Source organism: Streptomyces cirratus, from assembly GCF_014650775.1.
Classification (GTDB): domain Bacteria; phylum Actinomycetota; class Actinomycetes; order Streptomycetales; family Streptomycetaceae; genus Streptomyces; species Streptomyces cirratus.
In genome coordinates, this window is record NZ_BMVP01000002.1 from 138,436 (window position 1) to 155,290 (window position 16,855).

Below are 16,855 nucleotides of genomic sequence, written 5' to 3' on the forward strand. Positions count from 1 at the left end.
CGTGAGCAGCGACTATCCATTTGCCGATGGGCACAACCTCGTCTGGGACCTGACCGGTTTCGGTGCCGACGAGGAGATGGTCGAGTCCGTCACCCTCACCCGGGACCAGTTCCTGGCGATACGGCACCTGTTCGTGCTCGGGGACGATCCCTGGATGGTGGCCGGTGAGTACCGCGTCGCGCCCGGCATCTGGGGGCACCTGCGGCAGGCCGTCCCGGGGCTCGGCTTCCAGCGTGATGCGGACTACTACCTCGGCGCCCGTCAGGCCTTGCCTGACGGGCGCTTTTGGCGTCCCGCCGTGGGCGTGACCGCCCCGGGGCCGATCCCCCCGCCCTAGGGGGTGTCCGGTGGCCGGATGTGACAGAACCACGTCATTGCGGCCATCCGGCGGCGGGCACGACGATGGGGGCATGTCCACCACCCGCCGCGTCGTCATCGCGGTCTTCCCCGACGTCGACCTCCTCGACGTCACCGGCCCGGCCGAGGTGTTCGCGCTCGCCAACCGGGAGACCGGGGGCCGGGCCGGCTACCGGGTGGAGCTCGCCGGGCCGACGGCGGGCGTGGTGACCACGTCGGCGGGGGTGCGCCTGGTCGCGGACCTCGCGTTCGGCGACGTGGACGGGGTGCTGGACACACTGCTGGTGCCCGGCGCCGTCGATCCGCACCCCGACGGGCCCCGCGCCCGGATCGACCGGGACGTGGTGCAGTGGCTGGAGACGGTCGCGCCACTGGCCCGGCGGGTGGCTTCGGTGTGCGTAGGGGCGCACCTCCTGGCCGCGGCCGGGTTGCTCGACGGGAAGAGGGCCACCACCCACTGGTCGACAGCGGCCCAACTGGCCGCCGATCATCCGGCGGTGACGGTCGACCCGGACCCCGTCTTCGTACGGTCCGGGAACGTGTGGACCGGCGCCGGGATCAGTGCCTGCATGGATCTCGCGCTGGCCCTGGTGGCCGAGGACTCGGGGGAGGAGGTGGCGCTGGCGGTGGCGCGACAGCTGGTCATGTACCTCAAGCGGCAGGGCGGCCAGAGCCAGTTCTCCGTCCCGTTGAGCCGCCCGCCCGCCTCCCGCCGGGACATCGACGAGCTGCGGACGTACGTCTGTGAGCACTTGGACGGCGATCTGTCCGCCGCGGCACTCGCGGCCCGGATGTGCCTGAGCGAGCGCCACTTCGCGAGGGTGTTCCGCCAGGAGACCGGCACGACCGCCGCCGCGTACGTCGAGGCGGCCCGGGTGGAGGCGGCGCGTCGTCTGCTGGAGGGCACCGACCAGCCGCTGGAGCAGGTCGCCGCCGCCTGCGGGCTGGGTTCGGTGGAGACGCTGCACCGGGCGCTGCGCAAGCAGATCGGCACCACCCCGGCGGCCTACCGCCGTCGCTTCCGCACCACTCTCTGACCGTTTTCCGTGATCTTGTTCCATCAACTGTACGAGGAGCTTTGCCATGCCTGCTTCCACGCGCCTGCGCGACGTGATCGGTCTCGACGACGAACTGCCGCGCCTCGCCGACACCACCCTCGTGATGATCGACTACCAGAACACCTACCGCACCGGCGTGATGGCCCTCGAAGGCGCCGAGCAGGCCCTCGCGGCGGGGGCCCGGCTGCTGGCGGCGGCGCGCGAGGCGGGGATCCCCGTCGTCCACGTCGTCAACGACGGCGGCGAGGGCACCCCGTACGACATCCGCGCCGAGATCGGTGCGATCAGCGAGGAAGTCGCGCCGATCGCGGGTGAGCCGGTGGTGGTCAAGCAGGCCCCCAACGCCTTCCACGGCACCGGGTTGGAGAAGGCCCTGCACGAGGTCGGCGCGGGCAAGGAGCTGGTGCTGGCGGGGTTCATGACCCACATGTGCGTCACCTTCACCGCCGAGGGCGCCTTCTACCGCGGCTTCCGTCCCACGGTCGTCGCCGAGGCCACCGCCACGCGCCCGCTGACCGCCGCCGACGGCACCGTCCTGTCGGCCGGCGCGTTGCAGGCGGCAGCGCTGACGACGATCGCCGACCTGTTCGGCGTCGTCGCACCGACTGTCGCGGACCTCACGGAGTAGCCGTCCCCTTCTGCTGCTTGCGGGCCCGCCGGGAGCGGAGCACTTCGATGCCGAGGGGCAGCAGGGACACGGCGACGACCAGGGCGACGATCGGCAGCAGGTACCGGTCGACGTTCGGGATGGAGGAGCCGAGCGCGTACCCCGCGAGGACCAGGCCGACCGTCCAGACGAGGCCGCCGACGACCTGCCACAGGGCGAAGACGCGGGCCGGGACGTTCAGGGCCCCGGCCAGCGGGTTGAGGACCGTACGGACGATGGGGACGAAGCGGGCCAGCACGATCGCCTTGGCGTGCCCGTACTTCGCCAGGAACTCCTCGGCGCGCGCGGCGCCTTCGTGCAGCTTCCCGGACCGGCTGCGCTCCAGGAGGGCGCCGCCCGCGCGCCGCCCGATCAGGTAGCCGCACTGGGCGCCGGCCAGCGCGCCGGCCGCGGAGGCCGCCAGTACCAGCGGGAGCGACAGCCGGGCGTCACCGTCCGGGGTACCGGCGACGCACAGCAGACCGGCCGTGAACAGCAGGGAGTCGCCGGGCAGGAAGAAGCCGACCAGCAGCCCGGTCTCCGCGAACATCACCACCGCGACGCCGATGACGCCGAAGGTGGCGAGGAGCGAGTGCGCGTCGAGCAGGTTGACCGCGAGGTCGCTCGGGGTGGGGGCGCTCATGGGGGGACCTCTCGATGGTTCGGCCCGGGTTCGGCCCCGGTGTCGGTCAGAGGTACTGGGCGAAGTCGTCCAGTACGCGCAGGACGTCCTGCTCGGCCGCGGGCGGCAGTTGCAGTACGACCTCCTCGATCCCGAGGTCCGCGTAATGGGACAGCTTGCCCGGGTCGGGGCGGACCGCGTACGGGACCACCTGGAGGGCCTTCGGGTCGCGGCCCGCGTCCTCCCACGCGCGGCGCAGCACCGGCAGCGACTCGGTGAGGCCGCCGCCGCCGATGGGGAGCCAGCCGTCGGCGTGGTCGGCGACGGCCGCGAAGAGCTTCGGGCCGGCGGCGCCTCCGATGAGGGTGCGGGGGCCGTACAGCGGGACGCCGGGGCGCAGCTCACGGGCCGGGCGGGCCGGCTTGGGGTGGGCGTGGCTGGCCCGGACGGAGTTGAAGGCGCCTTCGTAGGGCATGGGTTCGGGGGCCCACAAGGCGCGCATCAGGGCCAGGCGGTCCCGGACCAGTTCCCGCCGGGTGCGCCACTCGACGCCGTGGTCGCAGGCCTCCTCGACGTTCCAGCCGTAGCCGACGCCGAGGGTGAAGCGGCCGCCGGAGAGGTGGTCCAGCGTGGCGGCCTGCTTCGCGAGGACGATGGGGTCGTGCTGGGCGACCAGGGTGATCCCGGTGCCGAGGGCGAGCCGCTCGGTCACGGCGGAGGCCTGGGCGAGCGCGACGAAGGGGTCGAGGGTGCGGCCGTACTCCTCGGGGAGTTCACCGCCCATGGGTGCGGCCGTGTCACGGGTGACGGGGATGTGGGTGTGCTCGGGGAGGTAGAGGCCGGAGAAGCCGCGCTCCTCCAGGGTGCGGGCGAGGCGGGTGGGGGTGATGGTGCGGTCGGTGAGGAAGATGGTCGTGGCGATCCGCATGGGTGAAGACACCTCCGAGACGTCGGACGCCCAACGTACGGCTCCCCCGTCCCCTCCGACACCCCGAAGCCCGGGCCACGCCGCCTGCCGCCTGTGTCCCGCCGCCCGGCAACCCGCGCCCACCCGGCCGGCCGGCCGCGCCGCGCGCTGCTCACGGCCGGCCGGGGCCCGTTCGCCGCCGACCGACGACACCACGTGCCGCGTCGCGTCAGTGCAGTGGCTGGCGGGCTTCCGTGCGGACCTTGAGGGTGGTCTCGGCCATCCGGTCGAGGTCGATGGAGGCGGGGTCCTGGAGGGTGGTTCCGGCGGTGACCACGGCCACCGTGGCGGCCGTGTTGGCGTCCGCCCAGGCGCACATGGGGAGGGGGACCTTGGTGCCGTTCTGGAGGGAGGTCAGCACCTGGCAGGTCAAGGTGACGTCCGAGCCGGTCGGGGTGATGTCCTTCGGCGGGACGGCCAACTGGGCGCCGTCACCCTCCTGGGCGCCCGCGATCATCTTGCGCCGGGCGCCCGCCGGGTCCTTGAACTGGCCGTACATGCCGGAGACGACGAGGACGCCGGGATCGGTTGCGGAATCGGCGGAGGCGTACTGGGCGACCACCGGCTTCGGGTCACGCACCTTGGGGTCGTAGGCGCCGTCGACGATCTCCTTGCCCTTGGTCTGGGACGCGTCCTGCGACAGCTGGTACGTGCCGCTCAGCATCGTCTTCGGCACCGTCAGCTGGTACTCGGCCGCAGGGAACCCGGCCCCGCTCACGACGGCCCCCGCCCCGCTGATCCGGTTCACCACGAACCCCGCGACGAACAGCCCGCCCAGGGCGATCGCGACGACGGCGATCACCATCCCGGTCCGGTTCCTGCGCGGCGGCGGCCCCATGGGCGGCTGCCCCCACGGCGCCTGCCCCCACGGCGCCTGGCCGGGGTACGGCTGCGGCGGGTAGGGCTGCCCCGGGTGGCCCTGCTGCTGGGGGAACGGCGGGCCCCCGTACGGGTTCGGCTGCGGCTGGGGTCCGTACGGGCCCGGGGACTGCGGGGGCGGGGGCGGAGGCGGCATGCTCATGATCGGAACGCTACTTCACCCCTGCGACACCCCGTCAGCCGCGCGGGTACCGCGACAGCCAGCCCGGCGCGGAGGCGGAGGGGCCGTGGAGGGCGGCCCCCTGGGTCATCTCCAGCGCGAAGTCGTCGGCCAGCTCCAGGATCGTGGCGCGGCCCTCCAGATCGGCCAGCCAGGCGGCCGGCAGTGCCGTCTCCCCGTGCAGGGCCCCGAGCAGCGCCCCGCACATCGCGCCGGTGACGGTGGAGTCGCCGCCGTGGTTGACGGCCAGCCGCAGCCCGTGCGGCACGTCCTCGGCGACCAGGGCGCAGTACACGGCGACGGCCAGCGCGTCCTCGGCGTCGCGGCCGTCCCCCGGGGACAGGGATTCGACCGTCTTCGGGCTCGGTTCCCCCTGCGTGGCGGCCGACACCGCGCGCTGGAGGGCGTCGGTGACCGGCTGGTGGGCGGGGCGGGCACCGAGGAGGCCGAGGGCGCGCTGGACCGCGCCGTCCAGGGAGTCGCCCCGGGTCAGGCCGTGGACGGTCACGGCGAAGGCCCCGGCGGAGAGGAAGGCGGTGGGGTGCCCGTGGCTCTGCGTGGCGCATTCGACGGCGAGTTGCAGGACGAGGGCCGGTTCCCAGCCGACCAGCAGTCCGAAGGGCGCCGAGCGGGCGGTCGCGGCGGCGTCCCGGGCGGTGGGGTTCTTCGGCTGGTCCGGGGTGCCGAGGATGTCGTCGGCGAAGCCGGTCATGCAGGCGCGGTCCGGGCCGCGGCGGGCGTAGAGCCACTCCTGCTGCGCGAGCCAGCCGTTGTCCCGGCGGCGCTCGTCGGGGCCCCAGTCGTGCTGGGTCGCGGCCCAGCGCAGGTAGGCCCGGTGGACGTCGGTCGGCGGGTGCCAGCCGCCGGTGTCCCGGCGTACGTGGGCCCGGATCAGCCCGTCGACGGTGAAGAGGGCGAGCTGCGTGGAGGCGGTGACGCTGCCCCGGCGCCCGTAGGCGGGGGCCGGCTCGGTCAGGCCGGCCAGGCCGTGGGTCTCGCGGATGCCGTCGAGGGAGAGGCCGGCGACGGGCGCGCCGAGGGCGTCTCCGATCGCGGAGCCGAGCAGGGTGCCGCGGACCCGGCTGCGGAAGTCCTGCTGCTCGGCCCGGCCCCAGAACGCGGTGGAGGTGGACGTGCCGGCCAGTGTGCGGGTGCCCGTGGGGGCCGCCGTGTCCGGAAGGGCCGTAGGCGTCGCCGTACTCGTGTCCATGCTGTTTCCCCCCAGGCTTTGGCGCGCACTTTAGTGGACATGTTCGGTCGAACCCGGAAGGTAGGAGTCACGTCGGGCAGAAGTGGTCGGAGAACGGCCGGAATCCGAACAGTTCAGGCCGCCGTCTCAGCCGTCGGACTTTCATGGCACGTTTTGCCACTGGCCTTGGTGCAGGTCGTTTTCGGCCACATCTCGTTCACCCGGCGTTCGCGGCGGCCCCACAGCCTCGGGGCATGAAGAAGGCACTGCTCACCGCGACCGTCGTCGCCTCCGCACTCACCGTCTCCCTCATCGCGGCCCCCGCCGCCACCGCCTCCGGCTGGGAGCTGCCCTGGTCGGGCCACCACCAGGGGCAGGCCGTTCCCTTCACCGAGGCCACCGTGACCGCCGGCGCCGACGGCTCGTACACGGTGAAGTGGAAGGCCCGCGGCGTCCGACGGGTCGAGATCAGGGCCAACGGAAAGGCCGTGGCCAAGGGCGGCGCCGAAGGGCGGGCCGTGGTGACGGGGCTGCCCGCCGCCGACCGCCAGTGGTTCGACTTCACGCCCGACCGCGGCCAGGGCCTGCGCCTGGCGGACCGGCTGGTCAAGCTGGAAGGCGCCGTCAACTTCCGTGACGCCGGCGGCTACCGCACCGCGGGCGGCCAGTGGGTCAAGATGGGCGAGGTCTACCGCTCCGACGCGCTGGACAAGCTCACCGCCGCCGACCTCGCCGTGCTCCAGCGCCTGCGCGTGAAGACCGTCTTCGACCTGCGCATGGAGGGCGAGCGCACGACGGCCCCCGACAAGGTCCCGGCGGACGCCACGTACACCGTCGCCGACGTCTTCGCGGGCTCGCCGTCCTTCCTGACCAGGCCCAAGACCCCCGACGAGGCCGTGAAGGCCATGACGGACGCCGAGAAGACCATGGTCAGCGGCACGGGCGGCAAGGCGGCGTACGCCAAGGTCTTCGAGGGCATCGAGGGCGCCGGCCGCAGCCGCACCGTCATCTTCCACTGCACGGCCGGGAAGGACCGCACCGGCTGGGCGAGCGCCGCGCTGCTGACGGCCCTCGGGGTGCCGCGGGAGACCGTCATGGCCGACTACCTGGCCAGCAACGACTACCGCAAGGCCGCCAACGACGCGGTCCTGTCCCGCCTCCCGGCGCAGCAGGCCGCCGTCTACAAGCCGATGCTCGACGTGCGCCCCGAGTACCTGAACGCGGGCTACGACGAGGTGAAGGCCTCGTACGGCACCTTCGACCGCTACCTCGGCCAGGGCCTCGGCGTCGACGCCCGTGAACTCAAGCAGCTCAAGAAGGACCTCCTCGTCGGCTGATGCGGACGCGACGACGCCCCCGGACGGTCGGCGACCGCCCGGGGGCGCGCGCGTGCCTGCGCGACAGCGGCGTCAGCAGGCGAAGTCGACGCGGCGGAAAGAGGCGTAGTGGTCCGCCGTGTAGTAGTCCTCGGCGGTCTGCTGCCCGGTGATGATGCGACGGGCGCCACGGGTCGGGGAGCCCGGGGTGATGACGGTGTACTCGTGGTAGTACCCGGTGGAGTGGCTGGGCAGCAGGCCCTCGCGGTTCTGGAAGACGACGCCGTCCTGGGAGTACGGGAACGGGCCGCCCTCGTCGATGAGGTCGAGGGTGTCGTGCGCCTGGGAGGGCAGGGCGGAGTAACAGATCCGGCCGACCGAGGCGGACACCGAGGTGACGGGGGCGACGGAGGCGGGGGTGACGGAGGCGGGCGCGGCGGAGGCGGCCGGGCCCGCGAGGAGGGCGGCGGCGAAGGCGGTGGCCGCGCCGAGGGCTGCGATGCGTGGGGAGATCCTCATGCCGGCCATGCTGACGCGCGTAGACCGGCGGCCGGAATAGCAACAGCCTTGTGTTCCGCGCCTGTTCACCCGGCCCACGGCCGGCGGAACCGGGCCGCCGCCCGGCCTTAAACCGTCCGCAACCCGCCCCCCCGCGGCAGCCCGTCAGTCCACCAGCGGCAGCAGCTCCGGCAGGTGCCCGTCCGACGCCTCGGCCGCACGCCGGCGCTCCTGTGGAACCTCCCCGTACAGGGTCGTACGGGGCTTCGCCGGCCGCCCGGCGGCCTCCGCGACCGCGACCAGGTCCCGGACGGACTTGTACGAGCCGTAGGAGGAGCCCGCCATCCGCGAGATGGTCTCCTCCATCAGCGTGCCGCCCAGGTCGTTGGCGCCGGAGCGCAGCATCTCGGCCGCGCCCTCCGCACCCAGCTTCACCCAGCTCGTCTGGATGTTGGTGATGTGCGGGTGCAGCAGGATCCGGGCCATCGCCGTCACCGCCCGGTTGTCCCGCACCGTCGGCCCGGGCCGTGCGATGCCCGCCAGGTACACGGGCGCGTTGGTGTGGATGAACGGCAGCGTCACGAACTCCGTGAAACCACCGGTCTGCTGCTGGATGCGGGCCAGTGTGCGCAGGTGGCCGAGCCAGTGGCGGGGCTGGTCCACGTGCCCGTACATCATCGTGGACGACGAGCGGATGCCCAGCTCGTGCGCCGTCGTGATCACGTCGATCCAGTCGGCCGTCGGCAGCTTCCCCTTGGTCAGCACCCAGCGGACCTCGTCGTCCAGGATCTCCGCCGCCGTACCCGGTATCGAGTCCAGCCCGGCCTCCTTGGCGGCGGTCAGCCACTCCCGTACCGACAGACCCGTCCGCGTGGCGCCGTTGACCACCTCCATCGGCGAGAACGCGTGGACGTGCATGCCCGGCACCCGCTTCTTCACCGCCCGCGCGATGTCGAAGTACGCCGTCCCGGGCAGGTCCGGGTGGATGCCGCCCTGCATGCAGACCTCGACCGCGCCGACGTCCCACGCCTGCGCGGCCCGGTCCGCGACCTGGTCCAAGGAGAGCGTGTACGCGTCCGCGTCCGTGCGGCGCTGCGCGAACGCGCAGAACCGGCAGCCGGTGTAGCAGACGTTGGTGAAGTTGATGTTCCGCGTGACGATGTACGTGACGTCCTCGCCCACGACCGACCTGCGCAGGTCGTCCGCGACCCGGCACAGCGCGTCCAGCGCGGGCCCGTCGGCGTGCAGCAGCGCCAGCGCCTGGGCGTCGCTCAGCTTCGTCGGGTCGTCGGCGGCCTGCGCGAGCGCGGCCCGTACGTCCGTGTCGATGCGCTCGGGCACCATGCCGGGCGCGGCGGCCTCGCGCAGCGCCTCCCAGTCGCCGTAGACGAGGTCGAAGTCCTCGCGCCGGTCGCCCGTACGCCCCTCGGTGTCGATGGTGGCGTGCAGGTCGGTGCGCCCGTAGGCGGTGAAGCTGTCGTCCGGCTCCTGCCACGGGTGGCCCGTCACCTCGGCGGCCTCGTTCGCCAGCCCCGTCTGCGGATCGGCGAGCGCCCGTACGTGCGGCAGCAGGCGCGGGTCCAGCCACGGCTCGCCGCGCCGCACGAACTCGGGGTACACGCACAGCCGTTCGCGGAGCTCGAAGCCGACGGCCGCCGACTGCTGTGCCAGCAGGTCGATCTGGGGCCAGGGCCGCTCGGGGTTGACGTGGTCGGGCGTCAGCGGCGAGACGCCGCCCCAGTCGTCGATGCCGGCGCCGATCAGCCGCGCGTACTCGCCGTCGACCAGGTTGGGCGGTGCCTGGAGGCAGGCCGAGGGGCCCATGATGTGCCGGGCCACGGCGATCGTCGCGACGAGGTCGTCCAGTTCCGCGTCCGGCATGCCGCGCATCGCCGTGTCCGGCTTGGCGCGGAAGTTCTGGATGATCAGCTCCTGGATGCCGTGGTAGGCGCGCGAGACGCGGCGCAGCGCGAACAGCGACTCCGCGCGCTCCTCGTACGTCTCGCCGATGCCGATGAGCAGGCCGGAGGTGAAGGGTACGGAGGAACGCCCGGCGTCCTCCAGGACGCGCAGCCGGACCGCCGGCTCCTTGTCGGGGGAGCCGTGGTGCGGGCCGCCCGGCTCGGACCACAGGCGGGTGGCGGTGGTCTCCAGCATCATCCCCATCGACGGGGCGACCGGCTTGAGGCGCTGGAAGTCGGCCCAGGACATCACTCCCGGGTTGAGGTGGGGGAGGAGGCCCGTCTCTTCCAGGATGCGGATCGAGACGGCCCGTACGTAGGAGATCGTGTCGTCGTAGCCGTGCGCCTCCAGCCACTCGCGCGCCTCGGGCCAGCGGTCCTCGGGCTTGTCCCCGAGGGTGATGAGTGCTTCCTTGCAGCCGAGCGCGGCGCCGCGGCGGGCGATGTCGAGGACCTCGTCGGGCGACATGTACATACCGTGACCGGCCCTGCGGAGCTTGCCGGGGACGGTGGCGAAGGTGCAGTAGTGGCACTTGTCGCGGCACAGGCGGGTGAGGGGGATGAACACGCTCTTCGAGTAGGTGATCACGCCCGGCCGGCCGGCCGCGGCGAGACCGGCGTCGCGCACCCGGGCGGCGGAGGCGGCGAGGTCCGTCAGGGCCGCACCTCGCGCCTGGAGGAGCACGGCCGCCTCGGTCGCGTCGAGCGCGACGCCGTCCCGGGCCCGCCGGAGCGCGCGGCGCATCGCGTTGTCGGTCGGGGCGTCACTCGCAGTGGTCATGCGCCGAGCATACGATCCGGTCGACCGGACCGGGGGAGCGTCATCGCATCAGCTCACCGGCGTTGACCAGCAGGGACTGGCCGGTTATGGCCCGCGCGCGGTCGGAGGCGAAGAAGACGGCGGCGTCCGCGACGTCCCCGTCGGTGGCGAGGTCCGGCAGCGCCATCCGCTCGGTGAGCCGGGCCCGTACGTCGGCTTCCGGCACGCCTTCGGAGTGTGCGGTGAACGTCACGAAGGCCTGCACGGGCGGACCCCACATCCACCCCGGCAGCACGGTGTTGACGCGGATCCGGTGGGGGCCGAGCTCCCGCGCCATGGAGTACATGGTGGAGGTCAGCGCCCCTTTGGACGCGGCGTACGCGGCCTGCTGCACCTGGGACGGGGAGGCCACGGCGGACTGGGTGCCGATGATGACGACGGACCCGCCGGCCCGCTTGAGCGCGGGCAGACAGGCCCGGGTCATGCGCAGGGTGCCGAGGAGGTTGACGTCGATGATCTGCTGCCAGGTGCCGAAGTCGGCGTCTTCGAGGCCGCCGAAGTACGAGTCCCAGGCGGCCACGTGCACGACGGCGTCGATGCCGCCGAACCGTTCCACGGCGAGCGCGGCGAGGGCCTCGCACTGGGCCTCGTCGGTGATGTCGGTGGGGCGGTGGGCGGTGTGCGCGCCGTCGGGGTCGATCTCGGCGGCGGCCTTGACGAGGTTCGCCGCCGTCCGCGCTCCGAGCACGGCGTTCCCCCCGTCCCGCACGACGGCGGCCGCCACCTGATGTCCGAGCCCGGCCCCGACCCCGGAGATGACGACGGTCCTCCCGCGAAGCAGCATGACCCCTCCTCCTGTCCATCTGACGGCTCGTCAGGGTAGGGGTGCGGAGCCCGAATGGGAAGGCGGAGGCGAGGTCCGGGAGGCGGACGACCGAACGCGGCATCCGCAGTGGCTACCCGGCCTCCGGGGGAACGGGGGCGCCGACCTCCACGAAGTCCGGGTCGAGGAGCTGACGTACGAGTGACCGGGACGTGCGCACGTGGGGATCCATCAACCGCAACCCGCCCGGACATGCCCAAACCGCCCCCCGGGCCTCGGTACCCGTCGAACATCTGGCGAAGGTGAGACGAATGGCGTGTCAAATCTGCCAGGGTGACGGCGAGTCGCAGACGAATACCTGATAGACAGAATATTCACGGCTCGACCAGCCATACGCCCTGCCACACGTACTGCCGGCCGCCTCGGGGGGATCGCCGCACTGTGAAGCCGCTTCACCGCCACGTAGTCAACACCTCGCGCAAAGTCCTGTGCACCGCCGCACTCGCCGCCAGCCTGACCACCGCCGCGGTGGTGACCAACACGCCCACCGCCGGGGCGGGGGAGTCCGAGCCCACGCCCGACAGTCCGCAGGCCACCGACCGCGGTGACGCCCGGCTGGATCTGCCGGGACTGGTCGCCGACCCGCCCGTGCCGCCGGGAGCCGCCGCCCCCGAAGGGGCCAGCGGCATACCGGCCACCGCCCTCGACGCCTACAAGCGGGCCGCGGTGTCGGTCGCCGCCGCGCTGCCGCACTGCAACCTGCCCTGGCAGTTGGTCGCCGGCATAGGCAGGGTCGAGTCCGTGCACGCCTCCGGCTACGGGCTCAAGTCCGACGGCTCCACCGAGAAGCCGATCCGCGGCCCCCGCCTCGACGGCAACGGCTACGCGCAGATCAAGGACACCGACAAGGGCGAGTGGGACGGGGACACCGAGTACGACCGCGCCGTCGGGCCGCTCCAGTTCATCCCCTCCACGTGGAAGACGTGGGGCGCCGACGGCAACGGCGACGGCCTGCGCGACCCGAACAACCTCTACGACGCCGCGCTGGGCGCCGGACTCTACCTGTGCGCCGGCGACCGGGACCTCTCCGACCCGGCCAAGCTCGACCAGGCGATCCTCAGCTACAACGACTCCCGCGACTACGTGAACTCCGTACTCGGCTACATGCGCCAGTACCAGGACGGCGGCGTAGCCGAGGTGCCGAACCCGCCCGCGGGCAACTACCCGACGCCCCCGGTCACGGCCCCCCTGCCCACCCCGCGGCCCCCCGCGCCCCAGCCGTCCGCCCCCAAGCCCCCGGCGCCCAAGCCGCCCACCGTGCCCGAGAAGCCGAAGCCCACGGCCCCAAGGCTGGCCAAGTTCGAGCTGGTCGGCGACCCGGAGCTCAAGGCCGAGGCCGGGGACGCGTTGACCCCGGGCGCCAAGTTCAAGGCGGTGCTCTCCGACGGCAAGCCGGCCGTCGGGCAGAAGGTCGTGTTCGCCGTCGAGGCGGACACCACCGGCGGCACGGTCTTCCAGGCGGACAAGAAGGACAGCGCCGTCGTCCTCACCGACGCCCAGGGCTTCGCCGGCGTGCCCGCGCTCACCGCGGGCCCGAAGGACGGCACCTTCTCCTTCCGCGCCTCGGCCTACGACGCCGACAACTTCACGGTGGTGCTCAAGGGCACCGTCACCGCTAAGCCGGTCGCGAACCTGCTGGTGCGGGCCGACCACGGCACGAAGCCGCTGGAGGCCGTCGTCGGTACCAGCGTCAGGGACTTCCAACTGGTCGCCACGTCCGAGGGCCGGCCGGTCGTCGGTACGAAGACCAGCGCGGGCCTGGGCGTGAAGGGCGCGGACGGCGTGTGGGTCCCGGTGGACCCGGCGAAGGCGACCGGTCCGTACTTCAAGGGCCAGGACGGAAAGAAGCTGTTCACCGTCGACCTCGCCCCGAGCGGCGCCGACGGGAAGATCACCCTGCCGGAGCTGTTCACCACGGACGTGGAACCCGGTACGTACTTCCTCCGGGTCATCACCCCGGAGAAGGTCGAGCTGGTCCTGGAGCTCAAGATCACCGCTCCGGCGACGCCCACCCCGACCCCCACCCCGACGCCCACTGCCACGGCCGCCAAGCCGTAGCGGGAACCGGACCAGCCGCCCCCCGGCACCGTACGCACGGTGCCGGGGGGCGTTTGCCGTGCCGGACCCCCATTGAAAAGGCAGGAGCCCCGCCACCTCCGCTCGCACGGAGGAGGCAGGGCTCCTTGGGTACTGCTAATCCAACCGCGATCCGGTCGGCCAGGCGACTAGGCCGGGGTGACGTTCTCCGCCTGCGGGCCCTTCGGACCCTGCGTGACGTCGAAGTTGACCTGCTGGTTCTCCTCGAGGGAGCGGAAGCCAGAGGCGTTGATCGCGGAGTAGTGGACGAAGACATCCGGGCCGCCGCCGTCCTGGGCGATGAAGCCGAAGCCCTTTTCAGCGTTGAACCACTTCACGGTTCCGGTAGCCATGAGCCCTCCTATGGGCCAAAGGGTCGCCCTGCTCCAGAACCTGCTAAGAAGTCTGAAAACTACAAAAGCCTGCGGGTCACATTCTCCGCAGGCCTCGTACTGCAAGGGAAACCAAACTGCAACTTGCGACGAGCCTAGCACGCACCCTGCGGCCGAGACCAGAGGGAAAGATCACGTCACCCGGACGTTTGAGACCCGCCCGGAGGCTGACGGCACCCCGGGGGCTAGTCTCGCGATGTGGACGTCTATCGCAGCCGGCCCCGAGTCGGCCACATCCAGTTCCTGAACTGCCTCCCTCTTTACTGGGGGCTGGCCAGAACCGGCACGCTGCTGGACCTGGAGCTGACGAAGGACACCCCCGAGAAGCTGAGCGAACGGCTCGTCCAGGGGGACCTGGACATCGCGCCGATCACCCTCGTGGAGTTCCTCCGCAACGCCGACCAGCTCGTCGCCTTCCCCGACCTCGCCGTGGGCTGTGACGGCCCCGTCATGTCCTGCGTGATCGTCTCGCAGGTCCCCCTGGACCAGCTCGACGGCGCCCGGGTGGCCCTCGGATCGACCTCCCGGACCTCCGTCCGCCTCGCCCAGCTGCTGCTCGCCGAGCAGTACGGAGTGCAGCCCGACTACTACACCTGCCCCCCTGACCTGGGGGTGATGATGCAGGAGGCCGAGGCCGCGGTCCTGATCGGGGACGCCGCGCTGCGGGCTTCGCTGCACGACGCGCCGCGGCTCGGCCTGGCCGTGCACGACCTGGGGCTGATGTGGAAGGAGTGGACCGGACTGCCGTTCGTGTTCGCCGTCTGGGCCGCCCGCAAGGACTACCTCGCCCGCGAGCCCGTCGTCGTGCGCAAGGTCCACGAGGCCTTCCTCGCCTCCCGGGACGTCTCCCTGGAGGAGGTCACCAAGGTCGCCGAGCAGGCGGCGCGCTGGGAGGCCTTCGACGCCGAGCTGCTGGAGCGGTACTTCACCACCCTCGACTTCCGCTTCGGCCCGGACCAGCTGGCCGGCGTACGTGAATTCGCCCGCCGGACCGGTTCCGCCTCGGGGTACGCGGCGGATGTGGCGGTAGAACTGCTGGCTGCGACCGCGCCGGTGCGTTAGCGCGGCTTATGCCCGCGGAGCGGAGAACGCGAGCGAACCCCTTTCCGTATCGCGGAAAGGGGAATAGCCCGTTTCCCGGGAATTCGCTCCCCTTTCACTTCCCGCCGGGAATCGACGGCGGCCCCGCGCCGCGATAGCGGCAAAGCACGTGCCCGCAGCCGACGGGCCTGCGGGCACCGCCCGCGAGGTGTGCGTCGTGGGGAGCGGAGCCCAACGCCCCTGCCGCGATGGCGGATACCGCCGCCGCTCCCGCCCGCCCCGCCCTAAGGTGCTTCTTGGCCACGCCACAGGGGACCACGGGGCCGGACGGGGGAGGGACGCGATGCAGCCGCTCGAAACCGACGACCCGCGGACCATCGGCGCGTACCGGCTGCTCGGCCGGCTCGGCGCGGGCGGCATGGGCCGGGTGTACCTCGGGCGGAACGCGGGGGGCCGGACCGTCGCCGTCAAGGTCGTGCACCCGCAGTTCGCCGCCGACCCGGAGTTCCGCGCCCGGTTCCGCCGGGAGGTCGCGGCCGCCCGGCGGGTCGGCGGGCAGTGGACGGCCCCCGTGCTGGACGCCGACCCGGACGCGGCGGTGCCGTGGGTGGCGACCGGCTACGTGGCCGGCCCGTCCCTGGACCGGGCGGTGGCCGCGTACGGAGCGCTGCCCGAGGCCTCGGTGCGGGCCGTCGGCGAGGGTCTGGCCCGCGCCCTGGTGGCGGTGCACGCGCTGGGCCTCGTACACCGGGACGTGAAGCCGTCGAACGTGATGCTGACGCTGGAGGGACCCGGGCCCCGGCTGATCGACTTCGGGATCGCCCGGGCCACCGCCGGCACCGCCTCCCTCACCTCCACCGGGGTCTCCGTCGGCTCGCCGGGCTACATGGCGCCGGAGCAGATCATCGGCGGTGGCGTCACGGGCGCGGCGGACGTGTTCTCGCTCGGGGCGGTGCTCGCCTTCGCTTCGAGCGGGCGGCCGCCCTTCACCGGGGACCACTCGGCGGCGCTGCTGTACAAGGTGGTGCACGAGCCGCCGGAGCTCGACGGGGTTCCGCCCGGGGAGCTGCGCGAACTCATCGAGGCCTGCCTGGCCAAGGCGCCCGCCGACCGCCCGGCTCCGGGGGCGCTCGCGGACGCGCTGGACGGCGCCCTGCGCACGCCGGGGTGGATGCCCGCGCCCCTGGTGGAGGAGGCGAGCCGCGCGGCGGTGGCGCTGCTGAACCTCGACTCCGAGGTGGGGCGGGCCCCGGCCCCGGTCGGCCCCTACGGCCCGCCCGACGGCGGTGGTTCCCCGGGTTCGCCGAGTCCCCCGGTCCACACCGACACCCGCACGGGTCGCACGGGCGCGCCGCGCGTGCCGGAGGCGCCCGGAAGCGACGGCGACCGCGAGGGCGGCCCCGGCAGGCGCCGCCGTGTCAGCTGCACGGTGGTCGTCACGGTGGCCGCCGTGCTGGCGGCGCTGTCGGGCGGCCTGTACGGGCTCCGTCTGCTGCCCGGTCAGGGTGAGGAGGGCCGGCGGCCGCCGGTCGGCAGCGAGCCGTCGACCTCGGCGGGTCCCTCCACCGCCGGCCCCGCCCCCACCCCTTCGACCACCCCCGGGGGCACCCGGGACGCCGTGCCGAAGGCGCTGATCGGCACGTGGAAGGGGACGACCACCACCAACCTGGGGGCGCCCGGGCAGTTCGAGATCACCATCAAGGGCGGCAGGACGGGCGAGGTGGTGGCCCGGGACAAGTCGATCATCCCGCTCTTCGGCACCGACTGCAGCGGCGACTGGAAGCTGGCCTCCGCCACCGACCGCTCCCTCGTCCTCGACACGGCGGGCGGCCCCAACCCCGCCCCCGGCATCTGCTCCGACGGCTCGGCCGACGAGCGCTTCACGCTCAACCCCAACGGAACCCTCCACTACCGCTCCGGAGACCGCGCGGCCGGAAACCCCGAAGGCGACCTCACCCGCAGCCCGTGAGCCCCAGCCCGTGAGCCCCCAGCCCTGAGCCCCGGCCCGTGAGCCCCCTGGCGTAGGCTGGATCGGTCCGGACCTTGACAC

The 16,855-nt window shown here is 72.9% G+C and carries 15 protein-coding genes; 7 read left to right on the forward strand and 8 right to left on the reverse strand.

Annotated features, from left to right (window positions below):
• Nucleotide 1: 1 nt before the first annotated feature.
• The 3 genes from IE207_RS05535 (at nucleotide 2) to IE207_RS05545 (ending at nucleotide 2,043) form a co-directional block, all read left to right on the forward strand.
• Nucleotides 2-337, forward strand: a complete 336-nt coding sequence (locus IE207_RS05535) for a hypothetical protein (RefSeq protein ID WP_190182920.1) — start codon at nucleotides 2-4, stop codon at nucleotides 335-337.
• Nucleotides 338-410: 73 nt separating this feature from the next.
• Nucleotides 411-1,394, forward strand: coding sequence for a GlxA family transcriptional regulator (locus tag IE207_RS05540; RefSeq protein WP_190182921.1), 984 nt, complete (start codon nucleotides 411-413; stop codon nucleotides 1,392-1,394).
• 46 nt (nucleotides 1,395-1,440) lie between these two features.
• Nucleotides 1,441-2,043 (forward strand): isochorismatase family protein, encoded by a 603-nt coding sequence (locus IE207_RS05545; protein ID WP_190182922.1) that lies wholly within the window; start codon nucleotides 1,441-1,443, stop codon nucleotides 2,041-2,043.
• Here the strand turns inward: IE207_RS05545 and IE207_RS05550 are convergent.
• From IE207_RS05550 to IE207_RS05565, 4 genes are all read right to left on the reverse strand, one after another.
• A complete protein-coding gene (locus tag IE207_RS05550) occupies nucleotides 2,033-2,704 on the reverse strand; it encodes a DedA family protein (protein ID WP_190182923.1) in 672 nt (223 codons plus the stop codon). The genes IE207_RS05545 and IE207_RS05550 overlap by 11 nt on opposite strands.
• A 46-nt stretch (nucleotides 2,705-2,750) precedes the next feature.
• Nucleotides 2,751-3,611, reverse strand: coding sequence for a TIGR03619 family F420-dependent LLM class oxidoreductase (locus IE207_RS05555; protein WP_190182924.1), 861 nt, complete (start codon nucleotides 3,609-3,611; stop codon nucleotides 2,751-2,753).
• A gap of 208 nt (nucleotides 3,612-3,819) precedes the next feature.
• A complete protein-coding gene (locus IE207_RS05560; protein ID WP_190182925.1) occupies nucleotides 3,820-4,671 on the reverse strand; it encodes a hypothetical protein in 852 nt (283 codons plus the stop codon).
• A gap of 34 nt (nucleotides 4,672-4,705) precedes the next feature.
• A complete protein-coding gene (locus IE207_RS05565) occupies nucleotides 4,706-5,899 on the reverse strand; it encodes an ADP-ribosylglycohydrolase family protein (protein ID WP_190182926.1) in 1,194 nt (397 codons plus the stop codon).
• A 233-nt stretch (nucleotides 5,900-6,132) separates the two neighbouring features.
• Between IE207_RS05565 and IE207_RS05570 the strand changes: the two genes are divergently transcribed.
• Entirely contained in the window at nucleotides 6,133-7,215 is a 1,083-nt protein-coding gene (locus IE207_RS05570) for a tyrosine-protein phosphatase (protein ID WP_190182927.1), read from the forward strand.
• A gap of 72 nt (nucleotides 7,216-7,287) precedes the next feature.
• Here the strand turns inward: IE207_RS05570 and IE207_RS05575 are convergent, their stop codons facing one another.
• From IE207_RS05575 to IE207_RS05585, 3 genes are all read right to left on the reverse strand, one after another.
• On the reverse strand, nucleotides 7,288-7,713 hold the full coding sequence (locus IE207_RS05575; RefSeq protein WP_190182928.1) for a guanyl-specific ribonuclease: 426 nt from the start codon (nucleotides 7,711-7,713) through the stop codon (nucleotides 7,288-7,290).
• Between the two features lie 144 nt (nucleotides 7,714-7,857).
• Nucleotides 7,858-10,434 (reverse strand): bifunctional FO biosynthesis protein CofGH, encoded by a 2,577-nt coding sequence (locus IE207_RS05580; RefSeq protein WP_190182929.1) that lies wholly within the window; start codon nucleotides 10,432-10,434, stop codon nucleotides 7,858-7,860.
• Between the two features lie 40 nt (nucleotides 10,435-10,474).
• Nucleotides 10,475-11,257: an SDR family oxidoreductase gene (locus tag IE207_RS05585; protein WP_190182930.1), complete on the reverse strand. Its 783-nt coding sequence runs from the start codon at nucleotides 11,255-11,257 to the stop codon at nucleotides 10,475-10,477.
• 420 nt (nucleotides 11,258-11,677) lie between these two features.
• On the opposite strand from IE207_RS05585, the gene IE207_RS05590 reads away from it, so the two are divergent.
• The gene (locus IE207_RS05590; protein ID WP_229873385.1) at nucleotides 11,678-13,354 is read left to right on the forward strand and encodes a lytic transglycosylase domain-containing protein; all 1,677 of its coding nucleotides are present in this window, start codon (nucleotides 11,678-11,680) and stop codon (nucleotides 13,352-13,354) included.
• Nucleotides 13,355-13,521: 167 nt separating this feature from the next.
• Here the strand turns inward: IE207_RS05590 and IE207_RS05595 are convergent, their stop codons facing one another.
• Nucleotides 13,522-13,725, reverse strand: coding sequence for a cold-shock protein (locus tag IE207_RS05595; protein WP_007265804.1), 204 nt, complete (start codon nucleotides 13,723-13,725; stop codon nucleotides 13,522-13,524).
• Between the two features lie 237 nt (nucleotides 13,726-13,962).
• Here IE207_RS05595 and IE207_RS05600 point away from each other — a divergent pair, with 237 nt between their 5' ends.
• Nucleotides 13,963-14,826, forward strand: coding sequence for a menaquinone biosynthetic enzyme MqnA/MqnD family protein (locus tag IE207_RS05600; RefSeq protein WP_190182932.1), 864 nt, complete (start codon nucleotides 13,963-13,965; stop codon nucleotides 14,824-14,826).
• Between the two features lie 322 nt (nucleotides 14,827-15,148).
• Complete coding sequence (locus IE207_RS05605; protein WP_190182933.1) at nucleotides 15,149-16,774, forward strand: serine/threonine-protein kinase; 1,626 nt, start codon at nucleotides 15,149-15,151, stop codon at nucleotides 16,772-16,774.
• The last annotated feature ends 81 nt before the right edge of the window (nucleotides 16,775-16,855 follow it).

What these genes read in the sequence shown, in the direction of transcription:
- IE207_RS05565 (WP_190182926.1), bottom strand. Translation starts at nt 5,899, where the DNA reads ATGGACACGAGTACGGCGACGCCTACGGCCCTTCCGGACACGGCGGCC.
- IE207_RS05540 (WP_190182921.1), top strand. Translation starts at nt 411, where the DNA reads ATGTCCACCACCCGCCGCGTCGTCATCGCGGTCTTCCCCGACGTCGAC.
- IE207_RS05595 (WP_007265804.1), bottom strand. Translation starts at nt 13,725, where the DNA reads ATGGCTACCGGAACCGTGAAGTGGTTCAACGCTGAAAAGGGCTTCGGC.
- IE207_RS05605 (WP_190182933.1), top strand. Translation starts at nt 15,149, where the DNA reads ATGCAGCCGCTCGAAACCGACGACCCGCGGACCATCGGCGCGTACCGG.
- IE207_RS05585 (WP_190182930.1), bottom strand. Translation starts at nt 11,257, where the DNA reads ATGCTGCTTCGCGGGAGGACCGTCGTCATCTCCGGGGTCGGGGCCGGG.
- IE207_RS05570 (WP_190182927.1), top strand. Translation starts at nt 6,133, where the DNA reads ATGAAGAAGGCACTGCTCACCGCGACCGTCGTCGCCTCCGCACTCACC.
- IE207_RS05575 (WP_190182928.1), bottom strand. Translation starts at nt 7,713, where the DNA reads ATGAGGATCTCCCCACGCATCGCAGCCCTCGGCGCGGCCACCGCCTTC.
- IE207_RS05545 (WP_190182922.1), top strand. Translation starts at nt 1,441, where the DNA reads ATGCCTGCTTCCACGCGCCTGCGCGACGTGATCGGTCTCGACGACGAA.
- IE207_RS05555 (WP_190182924.1), bottom strand. Translation starts at nt 3,611, where the DNA reads ATGCGGATCGCCACGACCATCTTCCTCACCGACCGCACCATCACCCCC.
- IE207_RS05580 (WP_190182929.1), bottom strand. Translation starts at nt 10,434, where the DNA reads ATGACCACTGCGAGTGACGCCCCGACCGACAACGCGATGCGCCGCGCG.
- IE207_RS05550 (WP_190182923.1), bottom strand. Translation starts at nt 2,704, where the DNA reads ATGAGCGCCCCCACCCCGAGCGACCTCGCGGTCAACCTGCTCGACGCG.
- IE207_RS05560 (WP_190182925.1), bottom strand. Translation starts at nt 4,671, where the DNA reads ATGAGCATGCCGCCTCCGCCCCCGCCCCCGCAGTCCCCGGGCCCGTAC.